Here is a 24,726-nt window from a genome sequence, read left to right on the forward strand (position 1 = left end):
TCAGTATGAAGAAGGTCCATGTCATCGGCCTCGACACTGTGAAGGAAGACCTGATCTCTCAGCTCATCCATCTGGGATGTGTACAGATCAATGACGAAGGCAGCAGACTGAACGACGAGAGGTGGGCTGCCGTCGCAAGGCGCGACGGAGATGAGGAGAAGGTAGTGGAGATGGATGCCCTGTCCAACCGGGTAGGCATTGCGATCAAAGCCATTGAGGATACCCGCGACGTCAAGGCGCCTCTTTTTGCTACCAGAAGGTCTATCGGCCTCACGGAGTTCAATGACATCGTCAGCAAGAGAGAGACCATCCTGAAGGATGTAGACGAAGTTCTGGAACTGAACGAGAGGCAGCACAGCCTTCAGGAGAAGATCAACAAGGCGAATACCGATCTGGTCATGCTGGGGCCGTGGCAGGACTACGACATCCCACTTGAGGTGAATGGTACCAGGTACACGGATGTGGATACAGGCTTTGTGCCCATCACCTGCGACCTGGAAGAGCTGTACAACGCAGTGTTGAAAGACAACGAGTACACGGTGATGAGAGAAGTCAGCCGTGACGAGGAGATGATCTATCTTGTGATCATCTCTACCAAGAGAGAGGTGGACTACGACATCATCTCTTTCCTGAAACAATGGGGATATACCAGGATGCCCTTCGAGGGACTCCGGGGGACCGCCCGGGAGAACACGGAGCGGATACAGACAGAGATCAAGACCATGGAGAAAGAGCTTGCGCATATACGCAAGACGCTGGCGGATCACAGTTTTCTGTTATTCGACTTCCAGTGCCTGCGGGATGAGCTGGATATGGAGAGAGACAGAGAACGCATCAAGTCCAGTCTCCTCAAGACAAGGCGCGCCTTCTATATGGAGGGCTGGGTGCCGGAGCCAGTTCGGGAGCAGGTCAGCAAGGTGCTCCATGACGAGGGATGTTTCTTCGAGTATACCGACCCAGGGGAGGACGAGGTACCGCCGGTTCTTCTGAAGACCAATGGATTTGCCTTCCCCTTCCAGGCTATCACAGAGATGTATTCTCTTCCGGATTACAAGGGCTTCGACCCGACGAATATATTCGCAGTGTTCTATGCGCTGTTCTTCGGGATCATGCTTAGTGATGCGGGCTATGGGGCGGTGATTACCATCGCCTGTTGGTGGATCTTGCGGAAATACCCTCTGGAAGGTACCACCTACAAGATGATCAAGATGTTCATGATCTGCGGCATTGCCACCATATTCTGGGGTATCATGTTCGGCGGGTATTTTGGGGATCTGATACAGACCTGGGCCAGCACGGTGTTCGGAAAGACGATCACCATCCAGCCGCTGTGGTTCAACCCGATGGATGATCCGACCAGGTTGCTGATCTTCTCGCTCCTGTTCGGTATCGTGCACCTGTTCGTAGGAATGGGGATCGATATGTACATGAAGATCAAGCGCGGACAGCTGTGGGATGCGATCTTTGACCAGGTACCCTGGTATCTGGTGGTCACTGGAGCCGGCCTATGGCTGGGCGGTGATTCGATTTCTCCCGGACTGACCACACCGGGCAAATACATGTTCATCGTTGGCATACTCGTACTGCTTTTGACGGGCGGTCGTCATGCGGCGAGCATAGTGGGCAAGGTGACAGGCGGATTGTCATCGGTGTACAACATCACCAGCTATATTTCTGATATCCTGTCCTACGCCAGACTTCTGGCGCTGGGACTTGCAACCGGCGTCATCGCCAGTGTGGTGAACCTGATGGCCTCCATGGTAGGCACAGGGATCAAGGGCGCGATTGCCCTTATCATCATCGGTGTGTTCGGTCACGTATTCAGTATGGCGATCAACGTGCTGGGCGCTTTTGTCCACTCCAGCCGACTGCAGTACGTGGAGTTCTTCGGCAAGTTCTATGAGGACGGCGGGGAGCCTTTCCGTCCGTTCATCAGGGATACGACATATGTCAGGATAGACGATTCTAAATAATGGAGGTATTAACAATGATTACTGGTAACGCATTAGCATTGCTCGGTGCAGCGATTGCATCTCTGGCAGGTATAGGAAGTGGTCTGGGCGTCGGTATCGCCGGACAGGCAGCAGCAGGTGTGCTGGCAGAAGATCCGAAGAAATTTGGACGTACTCTGCTCATGCAGGCACTTCCTGGAACACAGGGTATCTACGGACTTCTGATGACCTTCCTTATCTTTGTCCGGGTTGGGTTCTTCAGCGGGAACATGGATCTGGATATTACCACCGGTTGGTGGGTACTGGCTTCCGGGATTCCGGTGGGACTCATCGGTATCTGGTCCGGTATCGGTCAGGGGAAAGCGGCAGCTGCAGGAATCATGCTCATGGGGAAGCGCCCGGATCAGATGGCAAAGGGCATCATCTATGCTGCAATGGTAGAGACTTACGCGATCTTTGGACTGCTCATTTCCATCCTGATCCTGTTCAATGCAGGCCTGTAAGGATAGAGCTATCTTTCACAAAAAGGATGTGAGACTATGAGTATAGAGAAGATCACTTCGAAGATCGAGCAAGATGCAAAGGCGAAGGCAGACGAGATCATAGGCGAGGCCAAGAAGCAAGCCTGGGATATCGTCAAGGAAGCCAACAAGAAAGCCGAAAAAATCATCGCCGATGCGGAGAAGGAGGGCGCCGAGACCCGGGACAAACAGGTGGTCAGCCGCAAGGCTGTGGCGGTCATCGACGGGAAGAACGTGACCCTCGCAAAAAAACAGGAATTGATAGAGGAATGCTTTGGGGCAGCGATCGAGAAGGTGGCAGAGGCGCCTGCAGAGAAGTACATGGACTTTCTGGTATCGCTGGTCAAGGCACAGGGCCTTTCCGGCGGGGAGATCATCCTGGCCCGGAAAGATGCGGCGTTGGGAGAGGACCTTCTGAAGCGTCTGAAGGCAGAACTTCCGTCAGGGAAGTTCACCATCTCTGAAGAGCAGAGAGATCTTCGGGGCGGCCTGCTGATAAGGGATGGAAGCACCTACTACAACGCATCCATCGAGGCCCTGTCAGAGGATATGCGGGATGACATGACTGCGGAAGTGGCGGGCATGCTGTTCGGCAGGCAGGAGTAGAGATATGGGAGATCTGACAATCAGAACAGAAGATGAATATATCTTTGCAGATGCTTTTATCGGGTGCTACACGGCGAGACTCATGAAACACGAGGACCTGGTACGGCTTTGTAACTGTGCGGATCTGTCGGCAGCAAGAACGCTGCTTGCGGAGTTCGGGTATGACGATCCAAAGGACGCCGACGATGAGGACGATGTGGAATGGTTCATCCGGAACGAGCAAAGAAAGCTCTATGAGATGGTCTTCCGCAATCTTCCGGGCAGAATTGAACTTGCTCCGTGGCTGTATCCCTTCGATTACCACAACATCAAGGTCTGTCTAAAGTCAGAGGCGCTGGGCCTCACACCCAATGAGGATCAGCTCATCTCTCAGGGCAACATCGACTGGAAGATGATGGTAGCCATGGTGAGGGACCGCAACTACGCAAGGATGCGCCCGATCATGAGGGACGCGGTGCAGGAGGCGCTGGATATTTTCGGAAGGAGCGGCGACCCGCAGGAGATCGATCTGGTGTTGGACAAAGCATGCTACAAGGACATCGTCATGGGAGCCAGGGAGACAGAATCCCAGTTCCTGATCGACATGGCCAGGCTGCAGATCGACATTCTGAACCTGAAGGCATTTGTAAGGCTGAAGGCGATGGGGAAACCCTGGTCCTTCTTCAAGAAGGTGTTCCTGGAGGAGGGCACCATCACCGAAGACTTTTTTGTTTCGAGTTACGATGAGGGACTGGTGCAGGTGGCGGAGAAGCTGGTGCATCCCGGTCTCAGACATGCGCTTGCAGAGGGGGCCAGATCTCTGGAGGAGACGGGTACCTTTGTGATGGTGGAGAAACTTCTGGATGATGTTCTGATGGACGAGAATCAAAAGTCCAGAAACTACGTCATCGGCATCGAACCCATCGCAGGATACTGGTATGCCAAAGAGCAGGAGATCGACAACATCAGGATCATCCTGAACGCCATCCTGATCCACCAGGACCCGGAGGAGACACTTAAGTTCCTCAGCAAGACATATACGGATTGATGGAGAATACAGATGTATAAGATAGGAGTAATAGGAGATCCCGTGTCCGTGGTTGGCTTCAAGGCCGTGGGACTGGATGTATTTCCGTGTGAAGAGGGACGTGAGGCAAGAAAGCTCATCCGCAGACTGGCGGAAAGTGAGTATGCCATCCTCTATATCACGGAGGATTTGGCCGAGGAGGCCGCGGGAGAAATAGACAAGTACAGCGACTCCAGGCTCCCGGCCATCATCCTGATCCCCGGCAAGGACGGGGCATCGGGGAATGGCCTGATGAGCGTACGCAAAGCCGTGGAACGCGCTGTGGGAGCAGATATACTGTTCGGAGGTGATGAATAATGAGTCAGGGAAAAGTCGTTAAGGTATCGGGCCCGCTGGTCGTAGCATCGGGGATGTCCCACGCCGACATGTTCGACGTGGTTCGTGTCGGTGAGATCGGTCTGATCGGCGAGATCATCGAGATGAGAGGTGACGAGGCATCCATCCAGGTATACGAGGAGACAGCAGGCATCGGTCCGGGCGCGCCGGTGGAGACCACTGGTTCACAGCTGTCCGTAGAGCTTGGCCCGGGACTCATCGAGAGTATCTATGACGGGATCCAGAGACCGTTGGAGGAGATGTTCCGTCTGCAGGGGGCCAATATCGCAAGAGGTATCCAGGTCTCTGCGCTGAATAGAGAGAAACAATGGGAGTTCGTGGCTACCGCCAGAGTTGGAGATGAGGTGGAAGCCGGTGATATCATTGGTACCGTTCAGGAGACTGTGATCGTACAACAGAAGATCATGATCCCCTATGGGGTGAAGGGCACGATCAAGTCCATCAAGAGCGGCACCTATACAGTTGAAGAAGTCGTGGCGGTCGTGGAGACTGCAGAGGGGGATCGAGAGATCAGTCTGATGCAGAAGTGGCCCGTTCGAGTCGGAAGACCATATAAGGAGAAGCTGGTTCCGGAGATGCCGCTTATCACAGGACAGCGTGTCATCGACACCTTGTTCCCCATCGCCAAGGGCGGTGTGGCCGCCGTACCTGGTCCCTTTGGATCCGGAAAGACCGTGGTGCAGCACCAGCTGGCCAAGTGGGCGGACGCGGATATTGTGGTCTACATCGGCTGCGGAGAGCGTGGGAACGAGATGACGGATGTACTGATGGAGTTCCCGGAACTGAAAGACCCAAGATCCGGCGAGTCGTTGATGAAACGGACTGTTCTGATCGCCAATACGTCAGATATGCCGGTAGCTGCCCGTGAGGCCTCCATTTACACTGGCATTACTATTGCGGAGTACTTCCGGGATATGGGATATTCTGTTGCGTTGATGGCTGATTCTACTTCCAGATGGGCGGAGGCATTGCGTGAGATGTCTGGTCGTCTGGAGGAGATGCCGGGTGAGGAAGGCTATCCGGCCTACCTGGCATCCAGATTGGCGCAGTTCTACGAGAGGGCCGGCCGTGTCATTTCTTTGGGAAAAGAAGGCCGGTTGGGGGCTTTGTCCGCCATCGGTGCCGTATCCCCGCCGGGTGGAGACATCTCCGAGCCAGTCTCGCAGGCAACGCTGCGGATCGTCAAGGTGTTCTGGTCGCTGGATGCCAGCCTGGCCAGAGCCAGACACTTCCCGGCCATCAACTGGTTGAACAGTTACTCATTATATATTGAGAGGCTGACACCCTGGTTCGAGGACAATGTGGCCAAGGAGTTCCCGCGGCTGCGCCAGAGAGCGGTCACCCTGCTGCAGGAGGAGGCCAGCCTGAACGAGATCGTACAGTTGGTAGGCGTGGATGCGCTCTCCTTTGAGGATCGACTGAAGCTGGAGGCCAGCAAATCCATCCGAGAGGACTACCTGCATCAGAACGCATTCCACGATGTGGACACGTTCTCTTCCATGAACAAGCAGTACAGACTGATGAAACTGATCCTTGCCTGGTACGATGAGTCGAAGGAGGCTGTCGCCAAGGGCGCGTCCTTCAACAAGCTTGCAGTCCTGCCGGTGAGGGAGACCATCGGACGGTTCAAGTATGTGGAGGAGAAGGAGATCGACGAAGTTTACGAGGATATCCTGAAGCAATTGAACGCGGAAGTCTCCGAGACACTGAGCAAGGAGGATGAGGACGATGATTAAAGAATACAGAACGATATCAGAAGTTGCCGGCCCTCTGATGCTGGTGCAGGACGTAGAAGGAGTCACCTACGACGAACTTGGGGAGATCATCCTTCCAAATGGAGAGAAGCGCTTCTGCAAAGTGCTGGAGATCAACGGCGGGGATGCTACCGTGCAGTTATTCGAGAGTGCGGCTGGTATCAATCTGAAGGAGAGTGCCGTCCGCTTCCTCGGACACGGTACGGAACTGGCGGTATCGCCGGAGATCCTGGGACGTGTGTTCGACGGTATGGGCCGTCCCAAAGACGGTGGCCCGGACATCATCCCGGTGAAGAAAATGGACATCAACGGTCTACCTATGAACCCGGCAGCCAGGGATTACCCGGCGGAGTTCATCCAGACAGGGGTTTCCGCCATCGATGGACTGAACACCCTGGTCAGAGGGCAGAAACTGCCGATATTCTCCGGAAGTGGCCTGCCTCATGCCAATCTGGCGGCGCAGATCGCCAGACAGGCCAAAGTACTAGGAGACGATGCCGGCAATTTTGCCGTAGTGTTTGCGGCGATTGGTATTACCTATGAGGAAGCGGATTTCTTTGCTTCTGACTTCCGACGGACCGGCGCCATCGATCGTACGGTCATGTTCATGAACCTGGCCAACGACCCGGCGGTAGAGCGTATCGCAACACCACGTATGGCGCTGACTGCAGCGGAGTATCTGGCTTTCGACCTGGATATGCATGTGCTGGTCATCCTGACGGACATCACCAATTATGCGGAAGCTCTGCGTGAGGTATCCGCTGCCCGTAAGGAGGTTCCGGGACGTCGAGGGTATCCGGGATACCTGTACACGGACCTGGCAACGATGTACGAGAGAGCCGGCCGTAAGAAGGGGCAGGCAGGATCTATCACCATGATCCCCATCCTGACCATGCCGGAGGACGATATTACCCATCCGATCCCGGACCTGACCGGATACATCACAGAGGGGCAGATCATTCTGTCGAGAGAGCTTGACCGGAAAGGCATCCAGCCGCCCATCGACGTGCTCCCCTCCCTGTCCCGTCTGAAGGACAAGGGAATCGGTACAGGAAAGACCAGAGAGGATCATGCGGACACCATGAACCAGTTGTTCGCTGCCTATTCCAGAGGCAAGGAGTGTCTGGAACTGATGACCATCCTGGGCGAAGCGGCGTTGACGGAGATCGATCTGATGTACGCCAAGTTCAGTGAGGAATTCGAGAAGAACTACGTATCTCAGGGCTTTGAGAAGGATCGGAGCATCGAGGAAACGCTGAACACCGGATGGGAACTGTTGAAGTTGCTGCCGAAGTCCGAACTGAAGCGTATCGGAGACGAGTACATCGAGAAATACCTTGGATAGTGAGGTGATTCTATGGAACGAATGAATGTCAATCCTACCCGGATGATGCTGACTTCCCTGAAGAAGCGCCTCAAGACCGCCGTCCGTGGCCACAAACTTCTGGAGGACAAGAGGGACGAGCTCATGAAAGAATTCCTAGAACTGGCCCGAGAGAATGGCCGGCTGCGACAGGAGGTAGAGAAAGCGCTGGACAGAGTCTATAAGAACTTTACCATCGCCGCCGCCATCATGTCCCAGGAGGTCATGGAGGAGTCCCTGATGTATCCGAAGCAGGGCGTGGAACTCTCTGTGGGATCCAAGAACATCATGAGTGTGGATGTGCCCGTGTTCGAATTCCAGACCACGGCGAAAGACACCGGTGATATTATCCCGTACGGGTTTGCCCGCACCAGCGGAAACCTGGACAAAGCCGTGGCGGATCTTTCGGACGTGTTCCCCATGTTGCTGGATCTGGCCGCCAAGGAGAAGGAGACATCCCTGCTGGCAGCGGAACTGGAAAAGACCCGTCGGCGTGTCAACGCGCTGGAGTACGTGATGATTCCCCGTCTGGAGATCACCATCCGCTACATCCAGATGAAACTGGACGAGAACGAACGCGGCAACCAGACCCGCCTGATCAAGGTGAAGGACATGATGCTGGAGCAAGCAATCATCGAGCGGCGTGAGAAGGAGGAAGCAGCCAGAGCGCAGTATGCGCAGACATGAGAGAAGGAACGGCCCTGTCATCTTGGCAGGGCCGTTTGGTCCGCCAGAAGCGGGGTTGCGAAATGATCGCAGCCCCGTGATTTATATAAAAAACCGCTTGACGGAATCACTTTACCAAATTATAGTGGATTATACCACCCGTGTTTGCGGGGCTGATGGCTTTGTGCAGAAGGGGGCAGGCTGAGCTTAAGGGATTATGGCAGAATTGCGTATACTTATGGCAGTGCCATAAGTATAGCCGGATTTGCCATAAGGATTTGACGATTTTGGGGTTTTTCTTATGGCAGAACGATGTATGTTTATGGCAGTGCCATAAGAATAGCTGGATTTGCCATAATCGGAAAATCAACGATTTGGAAAGGGGGACGATCACAATGAGCCAATCATTGATGAAGTGTGTAAACGACGAAATCAGGCGAAATCAGAGCATCATCGATTCTACGAGAGTGGACCTGCCAAGAGAGTTGACCGGGAGATTGGAGAAGCAGACCCATGGAAAGAACACATACTTCTACTTGGCCTACAAAGAAAACGGCAAAAGAGTTCGGAAGTGTTTGGGGAAAGCCAATGCGGCCGAGGTCAGAAGCTTTGTGCGGGACATCTGCAAGATCGAGCGGATCAAGCTCCTCGAGAACAATAACCAGGCGTTAGAAGAGCTCAAGCAGAACATTCTGGAGGATTCTATCCCAGTGATCAACGCCAGACTGCCGGAAACGTGCAGGGGACTTCTGATGGATGGTTTCGTGGATGAGAGGATGGAGCAGCTGAAGGCCTGGGCGAGGGCAGAGTATCGGAAGAATACCTTCAACGAGGAGAAAAAGACCCATGTGGCCTGTGATGGGACACCGGTCAGATCAAAGGGTGAGGTGATCTGGTACAACCTGCTCTACAGTCTGGGTATCCCGTTTCGGTACGAGCCGCTGATCGAGTTGCAGGACGATGTGGGGAGAACAGTGTATAAGGCACCAGATTTTCAGATCCAGTGCTATGACGGCTCCTTCATCCTGATCGAGCACCTGGGATGCATCAAGGATCCTGGCTACTGCAACGGGTTTGCCACCAAGTGCCGGTACTATCTGCGAGAGGGATACGTGCTTGGTGTCAATTACTTCGTGTCCAGCGATGATGTATATGGGAACACAGACTCCTTTGCCATCGCCAAACTCGCGCAGCTTGTGGAGCAGCGGTTCTATGGCATCGGATGAGAAAGAAAGAGAGAAAGGCAGCATATGAACAAATACAGAGACTACGACAACTATATGAAAGAATATCCCACTGGGGACGGTTATTTTGGACGATACGGCGGCAACTATCTGGAGGATCCTGAGTTGAACAAAGCCTTCAACGAGTATGCGGAAGGCTACAATACCATCGCACAGTCTGCCCAGTTCATCAACGAGCTGAGGAGGATCCGTCGGGATTTTCAGGGAAGACCCACACCGGTGTACCACTGCCAGAATCTGTCCAACCTGCTCGGACGGACACAGATCTATCTGAAGCGAGAAGACCTGAACCATACCGGTGCTCACAAGCTAAACCACTGTATGGGCGAGGGTTTGCTTGCCAAGTTCATGGGCAAGAAGAAACTTATCGCGGAGACCGGAGCGGGGCAGCACGGTGTGGCTCTGGCCACCGCAGCCGCTTACTTCGGTCTGGAGTGTGACATCTACATGGGAGAGGTGGACATCGCCAAACAGGCCCCTAACGTGACCCGTATGAAGATGCTGGGCGCCAACGTGATCCCGGTAAAATTCGGGCTCAGGACACTGAAGGAGGCGGTGGACGCTGCTTTTGTCGCCTATTCCAAGGAATACAAGGACGCCATCTACTGCATCGGCACTGCGGCAGGTCCCCATCCCTTCCCATTGATGGTGAGAGATTTCCAGTATGTTATCGGCCAGGAGGCAAGGGAGCAGTTCCTGGAACAGACAGGGCACCTGCCGGACCAAGTGGTGGCCTGTGTTGGGGGCGGCTCCAACTCCATCGGCATGTTCACACCTTTCCTGGCAGATCCTGTGGAACTGGTAGGAGTAGAGCCTCTGGGCCGGGGTCCACATCTGGGGGATCATGCTTCCACGTTGACCTACGGCAGGGAAGGCGTGATGCATGGATTCAACAGCATCATGCTGGCTGACGAAGAAGGCGAGCCTGCTCCCGTATACTCCAACGCCAGCGGTCTGGACTATCCAGCAGTGGGGCCGGAGCACGCCATGCTCCACGATATGGGGCGGGTACGTTACACCACTATCGACGACGAAGAAGCCATGGAGGCACTGTTCCTGTTATCCAGAAACGAGGGAATTATCCCGGCTATCGAGAGCTCCCATGCACTTGCCCATGCCATCAAGGTGGGACGGACTGGCGTGACCGGATCCATCCTGGTGAACCTTTCCGGCCGCGGTGACAAGGACATGGATTATATTGTAGAGCACTATGGCTACGGAGATGAGTTTTTGAAGAAGATGGAAGAGCGCCGGAAGGAAAGATAGAGTATGGAGAAAGGATCGATCATCACCATCAAGATAGAAGATATGACAGTACAGGGGCAAGGCGTAGGTCGTGCAGAGGACGGCAGAGCGGTCTTTGTGCGGGGGGCGGTGCCGGGGGATGTGGTCACCTGTAAGCTCACAAAACTGAAGAAACGCTATGCCTTTGCCAGCTTGCTGGACGTGGACATTCCCTCTCCGGACAGGCAGGCACCCTTCTGTATGTATAACGGGGAGTGTGGCGGATGCATGTTCCAGTCGCTGACCTATGAGGGCCAGCTGGCACTGAAGGAGAAGCACGTCCGGGATGCACTGGTGCGGCTGGGCGGCGTAGAGGAACCGGTGCTCCGGCCTATCGTTGGTATGGATGAACCCTACCGCTACAGGAATAAAGCCTCCATGCCTGTGTCCACCGGTGGCATCATCACTCGGAAAGGAGGCATCGTAGAGCCTATCGGTGTTCCAGAGGTCGGGTTCTTCCGGGGCAGATCCCACGATGTGGTGGACTGCCAGGACTGCGTGTTGCAGGCGGAACCGGCGATTGCAGCAGCAGAGGCCCTGCGCCGATTCATGGAGGAAGATCATATCACCGCCTTCGACCCCAAATGGGAGAAGGGGTTGCTGCGTCATATGGTGGTAAGAACCGCCTTCGGCACCGGAGAAGTCATGGTGATCCTGGTGACCAGCGGTGGAGGGATCCCCAATGCCGCCAAGCTGATTTCCATGCTGGACGATGCTATCGCAGCGATTCCCTGGCCGGAAGGGGAGGGGGATCCACAGGAGCCGCCTTTCAGCCTGGAGAGTGTAGTGCTGAATATTAACAAAACCCCGGTTGGAGCTGGGAGCATCTACGGGGACAAGACCGAGGTGCTGGCCGGACGGCCGGTAATAAGCGAAGCTCTGGGAGGGATGGAGTTTGAGATCTCACCGCTGTCCTTCTTTCAAGTGAATCCAGAGCAGATGATGGTCTTGTATAACAAAGCTACGGAATACGCAGATCTCTCGGGCGGAGAGACCGTGCTGGATCTGTACTGTGGAGCAGGTACCATCGGCCTGTGGATGTTGAATGAACTTCGGGAGCGGGCGCCGGAGCAGTTTGGGAGCACCAGAGTTCTGGGGATTGAGTCAGTGAAAAGTGCGGTCCTGGACGCAAACCGGAATGCAGTGCTGAACAGAATCGTGAATGCCCGCTATGTGGAAGGGAAGGCGGAGCATGTACTCCCTGCACTGATGGGCGAGGTGAGTCCTGAGGAACTGCCGGAAATGGCCATCGGGTTGAGAAAGGTCCTGGAGGACGAATCTCTGCGGGTGGAGCATGCAGATGTGGTGATCCTGGATCCTCCCCGTGCAGGCTGCGATGAGAGGCTGTTGGCGGCGGTGGTAAAGGCTGCTCCAGATCGCATCGTCTACGTGTCCTGTGATCCCGCTACTCTGGCAAGGGATGTGAAATTCCTTGGCGCGAACGGATACCGATTCAGGGAAGCGACACCGGTAGACATGTTCCCCTGGGTGGGGCATGTCGAAAGCTGTGTGCTTTTGCGCAGGGTGAGCAACCGAAAAGCAGATTCCCATGTGAAACTGAACGTGAAGATGGAGGATTACTATCGAATTAAAGACTCGAAAGGCGGTGAAGCGGATGGATGATATAAAAAAAGGATCCTTTTGAGGAATATATTAGGCAATCAGAACCATCCAAACGTGAACTGGGATATGCCTGGTATACTGCAATGGGGCTTCAGGCAGTCGATGGCCTTGATACTTCTGATTATCTGAAAAATATTGCAAAACAAAATATTGAGGGCGAGATTACGCTTTCGGAAGCCGGTAGACTCATAGAGAGTTATTATGAGGAATCAAAAGAGAGGGACGCAGACAGGACGAAAGAAGCGGATATTGTTTCAGCTCGTATAGCCGCTATCCTTTCAGAAAGGCGTTTATTTTTTCAGTGCCTCAGTATATCGGAATTCACAGAAGGCTGTTTAAAGGAATCTACTCCCATGCTGGAATATGATATCAGGACTGAGAATGAGTATGAATATCCGCTGAACAGTATTTCAGATATAATTCCTCATCTGGCCAGGTTTGTATCAAGACTCTGGCAAATACATGCATTTTGGGAAGGAAATACCAGAATAACAGCAGTGTTTTTCATTAAGTATCTTAGATCTATGGGATTTGATGTCACTACGGAGTATTTGGAACTTTTTTTAAGAAATCTCCTGCTTGGAGAGTCTAACGAATTGAAGAATCGTTATATGCATGTTCGATGGAAAATGCAAAAACAGGACATTCAGGATCGAAAACAGGACATTCAAGGCCAAAAACAGGATATTCAAAAAAAAGAACAGCATATTCAGGTTTTGTTCGAGCGATTCGGGTATGATCAGTTTTTTGGACGTACCGAAGTGATGAGTGAGTTATCCATAACGGCTTCTCCGGCGTCTGCATTGATTAAAAAGATGCTGGATTGGGGAGTAATATATCCTATGAAGGGAAAAGGAAAAGGGAAATACTTATTCAGGAGAAACTAAAAAATGATTAAAACAAGAGAGGCTGTAGCTCATTGTCCAAGCATAGGAAGGTCCTCAGCCCTTGCAGCCTTTAAGAGACTTGCTGAAGAAGGACTTATCATTCGGGAAGGATCCGGAAGAAGTACATTTTACGTTCGTGCTGACAGCAAATATTTTTCGTCCAAATAAATGCTGATTTGGATGAAAAACATTACGACTGGATGAAAAAGCATATTGGAGGAACTATTGATTGAAAAAATATTTGATGCCGGTGCTGATACTGGCAATATTTGAAACCGTGGCAGTGACGTTATGGCTGACAAAAGATAATATTTTTTATCTTTTCAATTTCAGTTATATCGGTCTGTCCATATCTCTCGGGGTTTTCCTGTTTATCAGGAAGCATAAGTATGCCCGCCGTATCGTGCAGCTTCTTGTCGGTTTGTACATGCTTATATATCTTGGACTCATCTGTAATGAAAATATGCAGATTGAGGGCTTCTGGTACTATTTGTTTACAGGTGTATTTGAAGCAGCAACAATACACTATGCCGTAGCAAAAATATTCGGACCATTGGTGTTTGGCAGAGGATGGTGCGGATATGCCTGCTGGACAGCAATGGTACTGGATTTTCTGCCATATAAAGTTCCGAAAGAACCAAGGAAGAAAATCGGATGGATCAGATATATAACTTTTGCAGTCTCTCTGATCTTTGTTGAAGCCTTATTCCTTGCAAAAGTCGGAAATATAGAGAGAATTATGTTCTGGGCATTTATAGCAGGAAACGTAATTTATTATGCAATAGGTATAATCCTGGCCTATGCATTTAAGGACAACCGGGCTTTTTGTAAATACATCTGCCCGATTACTGTTTTTTTGAAACCAATGAGTTACTTCTCCCTGCTGCGCATTAAATGTGATAAAGACAAGTGTATTTCCTGTGGAAAGTGCAAAAAAGTATGTCCAATGAATGTCGATGTAACAGATAACAGCAGAAAGCGGTTGAACGGCACAGAGTGCATACTTTGTATGGAATGTGTAAAAAACTGTCCTAAAGATGCATTATAGCTAAAATGGAAACTGTAGAAATGTTTCCGCATACAGACGAAATTGTGGAAATGTTCCCTCATACGGGTGACATCCATAATGGTGTCTCGGGGTATGTGGAAGTCGCTGTCCCTCTTGAACGCGTGAGCAACCGAAAAGCGGCTTTCTACGTGAAACTGAATGTGAAAGCGGATATTATGAAATTCGGTTGCTCAGGCGGACAACAGTCGAGACGGTAGTTCTTTTACGTAGAGAAAAGATTAATGGTTATGTTGATATTGATCTAGATATAGAATAGTTGGAGAGCACACAAGTATATACATTTGATTTAGACTCATAAATCAGGATTTGCATGGTTTATACAAGATGTTCGCATATAAGAAGGTGATATTACGAAATATTTGATTTATCTAAAAGCTTAACGAGAAAACCCCCACTTCTGCAAGTGTAGGGATGAATCGTTCGGTATGGGCCAAAGAATGCTATACGGCTATACCCTCGAGTGTCGCTCTGCAGGAGAGCCATTTCTGAGTAAAATGCCAGGAACTTCTTGTTTCGATATTGCATAAAAGGATGACATGTGATACGATAAGAACATACGTTCGGAGGTGTATCATGAAGCGTATCAGAGGATACCGGTATCGCGCATATCCAGACCGGAAACAGCAGGCGTTCTTCGCACGGACCTTTGGGGCCTGTCGTTTTGTATATAACTACTATCTTGAACAGAAGAAAACGTTTTGGGAGGAGTGTCATGACACGCTGAAATACACAGAAGAAAGCAGAGATCTGTCCCATCACCTGAAAAAGGAGGCACCATGGCTGAAAGAAGCTGACAGCATCGCGCTGCAGCAAGCCCTGAGACACCTGGAACAAGCATATGAGAACTTTTTTCAGAAGCGAGGAGGGTATCCGAAGTTCAAAAGCAAACGGCATGCTCAGAGTTACCGAACGATGAATGTAAATGGCAGCATCCGGATCGGAGGAGACCGGATCCGGGTACCGAAAGCGGGAGACGTTAAGATCCGAAATACAAGAGTCTTTGACGGAAGGATCCTGTCGGCCACGGTATCCATGACAGCCAGCGGGAGGTATTACATCACGCTGCAGGTAGAGGAGGAGGCAGAAGTGCTTCCGAACAAAGGAGGAGAAACGGGGCTGGATGCTGGGCTGACGGTCCTGTATACTGATTCATCCGGGAAGAGCGTTCCGAACCCAAGGACACAGAAGAAGCACGAGAAGAAGATCGCAAGACTTGCGAAGAAGCTGTCGAGAAAGAAGAGAGGATCGAAGAACCGGGAGAAGGCAAGGAAGAAACTTGCGAGAGAACAGGAGAAGGTAGCAGACATCAGAAGAGACTATTTGCATAAGGAGACCTGTCGGCTGGCGAACGAGAACCAAGTCGTCTGCGTAGAGGATCTGAATGTAAAAGGGATGATGAAAAACCACAGGCTCGCCAGGTCCATCGGAGACGCGTCGTGGGGGGAGTTCTACCGGATGCTGGAATACAAGCTGGCAGATCATGGCGGGGTACTGGTGAAGGTACCGCGGACATTCCCGTCAAGCCAGCAATGTTCATGCTGTGGAAAGAGAAACACGGGGGTCAAGGATCTTTCGGTCAGGAGATGGAAGTGCCCGGTGTGTGGAGCGCTGCATGACAGAGATGTGAATGCAGCGATCAATATACTGAAGAAAGGGAAGGAGATCCTGGCGGCATAGAGCCTCTGGGACGAAATATCGTACCGTGGGTCGCACGGGAAGTAAAGCCTGTGGAGAGATTGTAAGACGGAGTTCCCAAGGGAACCTGCAGTTCTCGATGAAGCAGGAATCCCCCACTTCAAATACGCGTCAGTGTATTAAGTGGTGGGAGCGTTCAAGGTCCGGGCGTGATTGGAAGCCTTTATGCCGCACTTCTTTCTGAGGCAGGAGAGAGTGTTACGGTCTACGTCAGAGGAAATCGTCTGAAAAGTATACAGGAACTGGGTTTGCAATATAGAGCAGGTAAGGAGATTAAAACTGCAGAGGTGACAGTGCTTTCCCGGCTTGAAGCAAATGACAGATACGATTACATCATTCTCGCAGTACGGGAAAATCAGATATATACTGCTCTAGAAGAGTTGAAATATAATACCAGTCCGACCATAGTAACAATGGTGAATTCCCTCGATACTTATGATAAGTGGGAAGATGTTTGCGGAAAGGGACGAATTCTTCCTGCGTTTCCCGGAGCCGGCGGAGGTTTTGAGGGGAATATTCTGAATGCATCATTGACTCCGAGACTCATTCAACCGACTACTATCGGAAGAGCAGATGGCCGGGAAACGATTTTGGCTTATTCTTTCAGAAAAGCTGGAATTCCCTGCCAGATTGTTGATGATATGCATATCTGGCAAATCTGTCATCTGGCTATGGTTGTGCCGATTGCAGATGCATATTATGAGACAAAGGATCCGAAGCACGCAGGAAATGACAAAGTGCTTATGAAGAAAACGGCAGTGCAAATCAAGAAAAACTTTGAGGATATTGCACACATGGGACTGAAACTTTCCCCTCCGAAGATGAGAGTGTTTACCGTTCTCCCTGTGGGAATCATTGCTGTTGTTCTCGGTTTCGTTTTCAGAAGTCGTTTCGGCGACCGCTTCATGTATCAGCATTCCATGAAGGCGCCGGATGAAATGCAGCAGCTGCATGAACAGTTTTACGGATACATTGAGGAACATAAGAGAGGAAGAAAAATTCCAGTTTCTTTTTCTGCGTTAACATGATAAACTATCTGTAACAAGGCAGATGAGATCTTAGCCGGAAAGATTGTGACAGAAAAGTCTGCCACGTAACTTTGCGGCTATTTTTAGTACGGCGGTCGTGAGATGACATCGAAGAAAAGATTATTACCGATACTGGTGGCAGTGCTGATGGTGTTTGCCATGATGCCGATGAGCGCGGGGACGGTGTTTGCATCGGAAAAAAAATCCCGGATTAGAGTTTGGCACAGGTGTGCTGGAAACAGGCGCCAACACGGACAACGCACAAACAGTCTATTATGGGGTGAACGAAGGAGATCCGGTCGCCTGGTGCGTGATCAAATATAAGAATACCGGGAATTCTTATATAGAAAGCAACAATACGATGACACTGTTTGCAGCGGACAATCTGACATCTGGTGTACATTTCAATCCGAGTACAAACAATAACAATGATTACAAAGATTCTAATCTGAAAAGTGTTGTGGATGGTATGTACAGTTCTCTGTTCAGCAATCAGGAGCAAAGCGCGATCGAAAGCCGCACGCTTGGTGTAAATGAATATGTTTGCCAGGAACCGTACAGCACCGGTTTCGGCCAACTCCGCTGGTGAATGGAAGCTGACTGTGCATGACAGCAGCCGGGATAATTTTAAGGCCAGTGCGGCAACCGGCGCTGTCCTTTCTGCCAAAGAAGGGTATGAATCCTGGAGTGTTCCGGTAAATTATAGATTTGAGGGAGATGATCCGTATTCAATTGCACCTGCACCCACGGAGAAGGATTACGTGTCTGTGATACTGGCAGACAGTGAAGATAATGCACTGTATTACGGTTACATTGATAGAGCGAACAATACTGACACAAAGAATGTCTCTATTCCAACAGGGCTTGCTGCAGGAGAGTATAAACTGCACGTCTTCTACGAAGAGATCAATGATAATTATGAGACCGATTATTCCAGCGCTTTCAGGACAATCAACTTGACAGTCACTGAACCTCCAGTCAAGACATTCACCGTTACATTCAAGGCAGCAGGCGGTACCTGGACAGACGGAACAACGGCTGACAAGCAGGTGACCGTTGATAAGGGACAGGCAGCGACAGCACCGGATGTTCCAACAAGAGACGGATTCACCTTCGACGGTTGGGATCCGGAAGACTTCAGCAACATCACATCAAACCAGACGGTGACAGCGCAGTGGAAAGAAAATAGTGAGCCGCAGCCACAACCTGCCGCGCAGACCATCACCGCCTCCAATGTCACGAAGACCTACGGCAATGCAGCCTTCAGCCTTGGCGCGAAAACAAACGGAGACGGAACGCTTACATACAAGTCAAGCAATACCAAAGTAGCAACAGTAAGCAGCACCGGAAAGGTAACGATCAAAGGAGCGGGTACTGCGAAGATCACGATCAGCGCATCTGCCACTTCGAATTATAAGGCTGCATCTAAGACAATCACTGTTACGATTAATAAGGCTGCAAACCCACTGACGATCAAGCCAAAAGCTGCTAAAGTCAAATACAGCAAACTGAAGAAAAAGACACAGACTCTGGCCGTCACCAAAGTGATCAAGTTCACAAAGAAGCTGAATGACAAGAAGACCTATACTCTTGTCTCAGCCAAGAAGGGAAGCAAGTCTTTCAAGAAGTACTTCAAGATCAGCAAGACCACCGGAAAGGTGACCATCAAGAAGAACAGCAAAATGAAGAAGGGTACCTACAAGGTGAAGGTGAAAGTCAAAGCATTAGGAAACACCAATTACAAGGCATCAGGAACTAAGACAGTTACGTTCAAAGTCAAGGTCAAGTGATAAGAGTAGAGAGGAGGGTCAATAAGAACATGTTCAGGAAACTATCAGTATTATTGCTCGCACTTTTTATGATCACAATGATTACAGCATGCGGATCATCGAATGAGAGTGTGCAGACCGATGAATCTTCAGAAATGAGCGCTGAAGAATCGGTGTCCGGTGGCTGGGATCTTTTCGATAATGAAGCGAACGCCTTGCCTGAGGATGTTCAGACAGCCTTTGATAAAGCTGCTGAAACATTCACAGGCAGCGAATTGAAGCCAGTTGCTTATGTCGCAAGCCAGGTCGTGGCAGGAACGAATTATATGATCCTTTGCGAGACGACCACAACAACCAAAGAACCTGAAACATCCTATCAGATGGTGGTCGTATATGCCGACCTTGAGGGGAATGCAGAAATCACAAAGATAAAAGAGTTTGACCTGACGGAATACACGGATGACAATAACACCGAGATCAGCGCGGAGCAGCTTGCCGGTGGCTGGCAAGTCGCGGAAGACAGATTTTCCGTTGTGATTCCGCAGGATGCAAAAGACGTCTTTGACAAAGCCGTGGAAAACCTTGATGGGAATGAACTTGAACCAATGGCGCTGCTTGGCACACAGGTAGTTGCCGGAACGAATTATGCCTTTCTTTGCTTCAGTACGCTGCAGACAGAAGAGACGATTCATGGGATCCAGGTCGTTACGGTGTATGAAGACCTGGATGGGAATGCCAAGATCACCAATATCGGCACAGTTGATCCGGCAGATTATAACGAGTGATCCGAAAAACTGCTTGCATAAGGCAAAGGAACCCTGATTCCGTTTCGCATAGCAGTGCGGAAAAATACATACTGCCGGAGAATCGGACGCAGATGCTTTCGATCCTTTGAAGCGAACCTGGGTGCTCGCTTCCCGGCAGTCATTGGAAACAACAAGAGAGGTCAGATCATGACAGATGAGCGATGGGCATACATGGAAATTGAGGAGACACATCTACACACAGTTTGTTCTGAGAAGGGCGGACGATTCAAACGAAAGTGAGTAGAACAGAATGCATATGAAACAGAAGTAAAAGAAACAGATGGCACGGATCCTGACAGTGCTGCTGGTAGTCGCTGTCACGATTTGTTTCGTGCCGCAGATGAATGTGCCGGTATATGCGGCGAATGAAGGCCCTGCGTCAATGGCGATGCGCAGCGATGCTTTGAGTAAGGATGCCGGGAAGAATGGTGCCCAGACCGTGTGGTATGCAGGTAGCGCATGGCGTGTGATCGGTTATAACGGAGGTGGCGTCGCAAGCACAGAGGAAAACGTACGATAAGTTTGGGCAAACGGGGAAAGGCGATTTTGACATTCATAATGTCCACTCTTGCCACGTTGAGACGGTAGTTTTATTACGTGGGGAAAAAGTCGATAGCCATGTAGAGATAGATTTGGAAGTAGAATAATCTGGTGGAAGTGCAGGAACTGTAAAAGTCAAATGATTATGTTAACCTAGGTGTGAATATCGAAGATTATGATAGTATCAAAGATTTGGAAAAGCTGATTTGAAAAAGAAATATAGTATCATTGTACTATTGGTTGCGGCAGTTATAGCTGTGATTATAATAGGGTAATCCCTTCTGTCATGGATTATCAGGCAAAGCATCGCATTTATTCTGATATGGAGGCAAAACTAGCTGATGTCAAAAGTGCGAACATCCTGATCATTCCTGTCGAGATAAGCGAAAACAGTATTGGGTATGGTGCCGGAGCCAGCGGTGTCATTATAGATAAATCCAGAGACACTTATTATGCATTAACTGCTGATCACGTTATTAATCATAACGAAATTGATCACTTTTCAATTATAACGAGCGCCAGATGTCCCCCGCCTCTGTAGGCGGCGGGTTCCATCTCCGACTTTCAGTGGGGGTTATAAGCCCCCTCTCTCCGCCATCAATCCCTTGGAAAACCAAGGTGTTTTTACGAAAGGACTATTGGAGATCAACATATAGGTGCACAAGAGCTAATAGCTCGACGCTCATAATCAGTCATCATAATACCGCTGTCGGCGCCGGGTATTATCAGTTCTATTTCTTTATGATATAATAAAACACAAATAGTATGTTTTTACTTCCCGAAGGCAAGGAGGTCATGGTATGAGAAAGAAGTTATTCGCGGAACTGCTGGCTGTAGTTTTGATTTTGACAATGATGCCGGTAGTTGCATTTGCCGATAGCTCTGATCGAGACTGTCTGGAACAGATCGGAGAGCAGATCCAGGATCCTTATGATGATCCGTTCGATTACAAGACAAGCAAGGTCAAGCTCAGGAGAAATTCTTCATCTGATTTTCCTGAACGGTTCGATCTGCGTGACCAAGGACTGGTGACTCCGGTCAAGTTCCAGAACCCTTTCGGAACCTGCTGGGGATTTGCTGCGATAGCGGCTGCTGAAAGCAGTATTCTTGGCTCTCCGGATCCGGAAGTACGGGGCGACTATACCAAAGATACGCTTGATCTTTCGGAGAAGCACCTTGTGTACTTTGTCAGCAAGGCTATCGATGATCCGGACAATCCTCAGAATGGTGAGGGTTCCCATTCTAATGCCAATGTGACCCTCGCGGATAAATTGAATATGGGCGGCATGATATTCATGGCGACCAACATGTTTGCCTCAGGTCTTGGACCTGTTGTAGAAAACGATGATTCTGAAGATTATACCCTGAAATACATGGGTAAAGACCATTCTATTGAATACAGAATGGTCGATGGCAAGCTGACGAAATACTCTTATGATGATGAGGATGACTGGTCGCTTCCGGAGGAATACAGATTCCTTCAGACTTTCGTACTCAAAGAGTCATATATGCTTCCTTCGCCTGCACAGGTTGATCCGGAAACCAACGAATATACATATAATCCTGAGGGAACTAATGCGATCAAAGAGATGCTGATGAATAACCGTGCTGTTTCGATCGGATTCTGTGCGGACACTTCACTTCCGAGCCAGGAAGCCGGAGACGGACAATATATCAGCACGCACTGGGCTCATTATACCTATGATGAGCAGGAATATGCCAACCATGCTGTCACGATTGTAGGATGGGACGATAATTATCCTGCTGAGAATTTCATCGAAGGTCATCAACCGGAAGGGAACGGTGCGTGGCTGGTCAAGAACAGTTGGGGATCAGAAGAGGAAAAGTTCCCGAACAAAGGACCGGGATGGGGTCTTGAGAATGAGAATGGTGAGCACACCGGTTATTTCTGGCTTTCATATTATGATAAAACACTGGATACACCGGAGGCCCTCGTATTTGACAGGAACAATCAGTCCTATAATGAAGGATACTGGGTGGATGCACATGATTATATGCCGGCTAATGATATAGAGGCTGCTGCTATAGAGGATGAGACGAAAATGTCCAACGTTTTCAAAGCCCGCGCGTGCCAGTCGCTCGAGGGAGTGTCCTGCCAGACATCATATCCGGGTACCAAGGTCGTGAGTGATGTATATCTGCTCCCGGATGGGTTCAAGGATCCGACGGATGGTATTCTGGTGGGAACGGTAGAAGGTGAGTATACTTATGGTGGTTTCCACAAGATGAGCCTTGATGAACCAGTTCTTATCCAGAAGGGCCAGTACTATTCCATAGTACAGACACAGACCATACCTGATGGTGAATATGCAGTCAACATGCCAATGGCGCTTAATGAGACCTTCTCGAAAGCTACAGGTGAAGACACATGGCTTGAAGGTGTTGTAAACAAGGGCGAAAGCTACATGTATTCAGGCGGCAAATGGTATGACTATACTGATGAAACACTTGTGGATAAGCTGTTCGGTGGTTCTGCTCAGGTGATGTCTTTTGATAATTTCCCAATCAAGGGATACTGCCGCATGAAGCCGAATATCAGCATCAGAGTCTCGGGGAACACGCCTCTTGATCTGTATGGAGCTAATCAGACTATACTGAGAGTATCGTTCAAAGGCAATGACGGACATTTGGTTCAGTCCGACTGTGAGTGGAAACTTGCAGACGGAGGATCTGATTACTTCGATATCGAGAATGATCTAAGCGATCCTTTCAGAGTAAGAGTAACAGCCAAAGCCATAGGCTGTGCTAATCTCTTTGTAACAGTACCGGGCGCGGGTACTACCGTAGTTCCACTGTCCGTACAGAAGCTGGGACTCGCTAACTTAGCTATTTTTGATGATGAAATCATATATAACGGCAGTGCCCTTAAACCTAAGGTAGAAGTCTACGATATTGCGGATAATGTTATCTCTCCGGCACATTACACTCTTAAGTACACTAACAATACGAAGTGCGGAACTGCTAAAGTCACAGCGACTGCTAAGAAGGATGACACGGAGTATACCGGATCTCATGAGATGGAATTTTTGATCTCACCTGCCAAGGCTGTGATCAAAAGCCTGGTCGATGGCAAGAACTCACTGACCATTACTGTCAAAGACCAGAAAGCTTCCGGAGTGAAGGGATATGAAGTCAGCTACAGGGTCAAAGGTTCCTCTGCATGGAAGACCAAGAACTTCAAAGCGACTTCGAACAAACTCGTTCTCAGGAATCTGGAGAAAGGCAAGATATATCAAGTCAGGGTTCGCGCAACAGAGGGTTACCACGAAGAGCTCGACGGCCACAATTTCGGAGAATACAGCGCCGTAAAGACCAGCAGCAGGATCGGAACCGCACCTGCCAAGCCGGTGATCAAGAGCTTAAAGGCCGGAAAGGGCAGGCTGACTGTGAAACTGAAGGGCAAGAAGCCGACCGATGTAACAAGCTATAAGGTGCAGTATCGTATCAAAGGCAAAAAGAAATGGAAGACGAAGACTTTCAAGGCTTCTGGTACCAAACTTGTTATCAAAAAGCTGAAGAAAGGCAAGAAGTATCAGGTTCGGATAAGAGCCGTAAAGCACAACGGTCTTGTCAGCAAGTACAGTAAAACCAAAACCGGCAAGATGAAGTGTACCCATAAAAGTAGAGTCACTCCTATATGATTTCTCCCCTATGATAATAATCATACGGGGTTGAGTAATTGATGGATTCGTGTGGCCTTTTACGAGGATAAAAGTGCCACACGTATTCATATATATCACCTTTTGCCTCGTTGATTGTTCTGTATTTTTTCTTTAGCCATTCTGACTTCATTTTACCCCAGAAACTTTCCATTGGTGCATTGTCCCAGCAATCTCCCTTACGGCTCATGCTGCATATGAATCCCTGCCTGCTCAGCATTCTCCTGTATTCCTTCGAACAGTAGGTCGAACCCCTGTCCGAATGTATGATGCATCCCGGACTTCCACAGCCTCTGAGAAGCATATCTTTTAATGCATCCATTACCAGAAATCTATCGTTATGCACGCTCATTGCCAACCCTACGGGAAGCCTTCCATACAGATCCAGTATTCCGGCCACATACAGATCTCCCTGCTCCGTAGCAATGACTGTTGTATCACTTACCATCTTTTTATCCGGGGCATCAACGCTGAAGTCTCTGTCGATAAGATTGTCGGCGATTGGCTCGTCATGGTCTGAATCCGTCGTGCAGACAAACCTTCTGCATGTCCTGGAAAAGAGAGCGCACTCCTGCATGATCCTCTCGACACGTTTATGGTTGACACGTTTTTTGCGACCTTTATTCAGGATAACGGTTACTTTTCTTGATCCGTATGATCCTCTGGAAGCTCTGTATATGTCGTATATCTCTTTTGTGATCTTAAGGTCTTCTTTCTCTTTCTCCGTAAGTGGCCCATCGACTCGTCTGCGCCATTTGTAGTATCCGCTCTCTGACACCTTTAGTACTCTGGCCATCCTCGCAATGCTGTGCTCGTGTTTATGCTCACGCATGAAAA

Annotated in this window: 23 protein-coding genes; 22 read left to right on the forward strand and 1 reads right to left on the reverse strand. The window is 50.0% G+C overall.

The features are described from left to right. The first annotated feature begins 5 nt into the window (after positions 1 to 5). The 22 genes from P156_RS0100130 to P156_RS0100235 all read left to right on the forward strand — a co-directional run bounded on the left by P156_RS0100130 (position 6) and on the right by P156_RS0100235 (position 23,871). Complete coding sequence (locus tag P156_RS0100130; protein WP_051600418.1) at positions 6 to 1,973, forward strand: V-type ATP synthase subunit I; 1,968 nt, start codon at positions 6 to 8, stop codon at positions 1,971 to 1,973. 14 nt (positions 1,974 to 1,987) lie between these two features. Continuing rightward, on the forward strand, positions 1,988 to 2,455 hold the full coding sequence (locus P156_RS0100135) for a V-type ATP synthase subunit K (RefSeq protein WP_027868416.1): 468 nt from the start codon (positions 1,988 to 1,990) through the stop codon (positions 2,453 to 2,455). Between the two features lie 36 nt (positions 2,456 to 2,491). Then, on the forward strand, positions 2,492 to 3,079 hold the full coding sequence (locus tag P156_RS0100140) for a V-type ATP synthase subunit E (RefSeq protein ID WP_027868417.1): 588 nt from the start codon (positions 2,492 to 2,494) through the stop codon (positions 3,077 to 3,079). A gap of 4 nt (positions 3,080 to 3,083) precedes the next feature. After that, positions 3,084 to 4,106, forward strand: coding sequence for a V-type ATPase subunit (locus P156_RS0100145; RefSeq protein ID WP_027868418.1), 1,023 nt, complete (start codon positions 3,084 to 3,086; stop codon positions 4,104 to 4,106). 12 nt (positions 4,107 to 4,118) lie between these two features. Beyond that, entirely contained in the window at positions 4,119 to 4,442 is a 324-nt protein-coding gene (locus P156_RS0100150; protein WP_027868419.1) for a V-type ATP synthase subunit F, read from the forward strand. Further along, positions 4,442 to 6,217: a V-type ATP synthase subunit A gene (locus P156_RS0100155; protein ID WP_027868420.1), complete on the forward strand. Its 1,776-nt coding sequence runs from the start codon at positions 4,442 to 4,444 to the stop codon at positions 6,215 to 6,217. The genes P156_RS0100150 and P156_RS0100155 overlap by 1 nt, the downstream gene beginning before the upstream one ends. Beyond that, entirely contained in the window at positions 6,210 to 7,580 is a 1,371-nt protein-coding gene (locus tag P156_RS0100160; protein ID WP_027868421.1) for a V-type ATP synthase subunit B, read from the forward strand. The genes P156_RS0100155 and P156_RS0100160 overlap by 8 nt, the downstream gene beginning before the upstream one ends. A gap of 12 nt (positions 7,581 to 7,592) precedes the next feature. Then, positions 7,593 to 8,285, forward strand: a complete 693-nt coding sequence (locus P156_RS0100165; protein ID WP_027868422.1) for a V-type ATP synthase subunit D — start codon at positions 7,593 to 7,595, stop codon at positions 8,283 to 8,285. Positions 8,286 to 8,659: 374 nt separating this feature from the next. Next, on the forward strand, positions 8,660 to 9,490 hold the full coding sequence (locus tag P156_RS0100175; RefSeq protein WP_185752087.1) for a hypothetical protein: 831 nt from the start codon (positions 8,660 to 8,662) through the stop codon (positions 9,488 to 9,490). 24 nt (positions 9,491 to 9,514) lie between these two features. Next, complete coding sequence (gene trpB / locus P156_RS0100180; RefSeq protein WP_027868425.1) at positions 9,515 to 10,774, forward strand: tryptophan synthase subunit beta; 1,260 nt, start codon at positions 9,515 to 9,517, stop codon at positions 10,772 to 10,774. A 3-nt stretch (positions 10,775 to 10,777) separates the two neighbouring features. Further along, complete coding sequence (rlmD, locus tag P156_RS10915; protein ID WP_051600420.1) at positions 10,778 to 12,415, forward strand: 23S rRNA (uracil(1939)-C(5))-methyltransferase RlmD; 1,638 nt, start codon at positions 10,778 to 10,780, stop codon at positions 12,413 to 12,415. Between the two features lie 83 nt (positions 12,416 to 12,498). After that, on the forward strand, positions 12,499 to 13,302 hold the full coding sequence (locus P156_RS10920) for a Fic family protein (protein ID WP_051600422.1): 804 nt from the start codon (positions 12,499 to 12,501) through the stop codon (positions 13,300 to 13,302). 3 nt (positions 13,303 to 13,305) lie between these two features. Then, positions 13,306 to 13,470 (forward strand): hypothetical protein, encoded by a 165-nt coding sequence (locus P156_RS13220; protein ID WP_185752227.1) that lies wholly within the window; start codon positions 13,306 to 13,308, stop codon positions 13,468 to 13,470. Positions 13,471 to 13,531: 61 nt separating this feature from the next. Then, a complete protein-coding gene (locus tag P156_RS0100195; protein ID WP_027868426.1) occupies positions 13,532 to 14,350 on the forward strand; it encodes a 4Fe-4S dicluster domain-containing protein in 819 nt (272 codons plus the stop codon). 5 nt (positions 14,351 to 14,355) lie between these two features. Beyond that, positions 14,356 to 14,568 carry a hypothetical protein gene (locus tag P156_RS0100200; RefSeq protein ID WP_185752088.1) on the forward strand — a complete coding sequence of 71 codons (213 nt, stop codon included), beginning with the start codon at positions 14,356 to 14,358 and terminating at the stop codon, positions 14,566 to 14,568. 376 nt (positions 14,569 to 14,944) lie between these two features. Then, positions 14,945 to 16,048 carry an IS200/IS605 family element RNA-guided endonuclease TnpB gene (tnpB, locus tag P156_RS0100205; protein WP_034801944.1) on the forward strand — a complete coding sequence of 368 codons (1,104 nt, stop codon included), beginning with the start codon at positions 14,945 to 14,947 and terminating at the stop codon, positions 16,046 to 16,048. Positions 16,049 to 16,170: 122 nt separating this feature from the next. After that, complete coding sequence (locus tag P156_RS10925; protein WP_034801947.1) at positions 16,171 to 17,094, forward strand: ketopantoate reductase family protein; 924 nt, start codon at positions 16,171 to 16,173, stop codon at positions 17,092 to 17,094. Between the two features lie 229 nt (positions 17,095 to 17,323). Further along, positions 17,324 to 17,683: a hypothetical protein gene (locus P156_RS0100215; protein WP_034801949.1), complete on the forward strand. Its 360-nt coding sequence runs from the start codon at positions 17,324 to 17,326 to the stop codon at positions 17,681 to 17,683. Continuing rightward, positions 17,634 to 18,884: an InlB B-repeat-containing protein gene (locus P156_RS12565; RefSeq protein ID WP_185752089.1), complete on the forward strand. Its 1,251-nt coding sequence runs from the start codon at positions 17,634 to 17,636 to the stop codon at positions 18,882 to 18,884. The genes P156_RS0100215 and P156_RS12565 overlap by 50 nt, the downstream gene beginning before the upstream one ends. A 29-nt stretch (positions 18,885 to 18,913) precedes the next feature. Further along, the gene (locus tag P156_RS12570; protein ID WP_185752090.1) at positions 18,914 to 19,648 is read left to right on the forward strand and encodes a hypothetical protein; all 735 of its coding nucleotides are present in this window, start codon (positions 18,914 to 18,916) and stop codon (positions 19,646 to 19,648) included. 301 nt (positions 19,649 to 19,949) lie between these two features. Continuing rightward, the gene (locus P156_RS0100230) at positions 19,950 to 20,189 is read left to right on the forward strand and encodes a hypothetical protein (RefSeq protein ID WP_027868432.1); all 240 of its coding nucleotides are present in this window, start codon (positions 19,950 to 19,952) and stop codon (positions 20,187 to 20,189) included. Between the two features lie 820 nt (positions 20,190 to 21,009). Beyond that, positions 21,010 to 23,871, forward strand: coding sequence for a fibronectin type III domain-containing protein (locus tag P156_RS0100235; protein ID WP_027868433.1), 2,862 nt, complete (start codon positions 21,010 to 21,012; stop codon positions 23,869 to 23,871). Here P156_RS0100235 and P156_RS0100240 read toward each other — a convergent pair. Then, positions 23,864 to 24,721 carry an IS3 family transposase gene (locus P156_RS0100240; protein WP_051600425.1) on the reverse strand — a complete coding sequence of 286 codons (858 nt, stop codon included), beginning with the start codon at positions 24,719 to 24,721 and terminating at the stop codon, positions 23,864 to 23,866. The two genes, P156_RS0100235 and P156_RS0100240, sit on opposite strands and share 8 nt — an antisense overlap. Between the last annotated feature and the right edge of the window lie 5 nt (positions 24,722 to 24,726).

It is taken from the genome of Eubacterium sp. AB3007, assembly GCF_000688015.1.
Classification (GTDB): Bacteria; Bacillota; Clostridia; order Peptostreptococcales; family Anaerovoracaceae; genus Aminicella.

Bases quoted from the DNA above. Each gene is read 5' to 3' on its own strand.
- P156_RS0100230 (WP_027868432.1), top strand. From the start codon at position 19,950: ATGGCACGGATCCTGACAGTGCTGCTGGTAGTCGCTGTCACGATTTGT.
- P156_RS0100175 (WP_185752087.1), top strand. From the start codon at position 8,660: ATGAGCCAATCATTGATGAAGTGTGTAAACGACGAAATCAGGCGAAAT.
- P156_RS0100130 (WP_051600418.1), top strand. From the start codon at position 6: ATGAAGAAGGTCCATGTCATCGGCCTCGACACTGTGAAGGAAGACCTG.
- rlmD (WP_051600420.1), top strand. From the start codon at position 10,778: ATGGAGAAAGGATCGATCATCACCATCAAGATAGAAGATATGACAGTA.
- P156_RS0100165 (WP_027868422.1), top strand. From the start codon at position 7,593: ATGGAACGAATGAATGTCAATCCTACCCGGATGATGCTGACTTCCCTG.
- P156_RS12570 (WP_185752090.1), top strand. From the start codon at position 18,914: ATGTTCAGGAAACTATCAGTATTATTGCTCGCACTTTTTATGATCACA.
- P156_RS0100135 (WP_027868416.1), top strand. From the start codon at position 1,988: ATGATTACTGGTAACGCATTAGCATTGCTCGGTGCAGCGATTGCATCT.
- P156_RS13220 (WP_185752227.1), top strand. From the start codon at position 13,306: ATGATTAAAACAAGAGAGGCTGTAGCTCATTGTCCAAGCATAGGAAGG.
- P156_RS0100240 (WP_051600425.1), bottom strand. From the start codon at position 24,721: ATGCGTGAGCATAAACACGAGCACAGCATTGCGAGGATGGCCAGAGTA.
- trpB (WP_027868425.1), top strand. From the start codon at position 9,515: ATGAACAAATACAGAGACTACGACAACTATATGAAAGAATATCCCACT.
- P156_RS0100155 (WP_027868420.1), top strand. From the start codon at position 4,442: ATGAGTCAGGGAAAAGTCGTTAAGGTATCGGGCCCGCTGGTCGTAGCA.
- P156_RS0100145 (WP_027868418.1), top strand. From the start codon at position 3,084: ATGGGAGATCTGACAATCAGAACAGAAGATGAATATATCTTTGCAGAT.
- P156_RS0100150 (WP_027868419.1), top strand. From the start codon at position 4,119: ATGTATAAGATAGGAGTAATAGGAGATCCCGTGTCCGTGGTTGGCTTC.
- P156_RS0100200 (WP_185752088.1), top strand. From the start codon at position 14,356: ATGGAAACTGTAGAAATGTTTCCGCATACAGACGAAATTGTGGAAATG.
- P156_RS0100140 (WP_027868417.1), top strand. From the start codon at position 2,492: ATGAGTATAGAGAAGATCACTTCGAAGATCGAGCAAGATGCAAAGGCG.
- tnpB (WP_034801944.1), top strand. From the start codon at position 14,945: ATGAAGCGTATCAGAGGATACCGGTATCGCGCATATCCAGACCGGAAA.
- P156_RS0100160 (WP_027868421.1), top strand. From the start codon at position 6,210: ATGATTAAAGAATACAGAACGATATCAGAAGTTGCCGGCCCTCTGATG.
- P156_RS10920 (WP_051600422.1), top strand. From the start codon at position 12,499: ATGGGGCTTCAGGCAGTCGATGGCCTTGATACTTCTGATTATCTGAAA.
- P156_RS0100235 (WP_027868433.1), top strand. From the start codon at position 21,010: ATGAGAAAGAAGTTATTCGCGGAACTGCTGGCTGTAGTTTTGATTTTG.
- P156_RS12565 (WP_185752089.1), top strand. From the start codon at position 17,634: ATGTTTGCCAGGAACCGTACAGCACCGGTTTCGGCCAACTCCGCTGGT.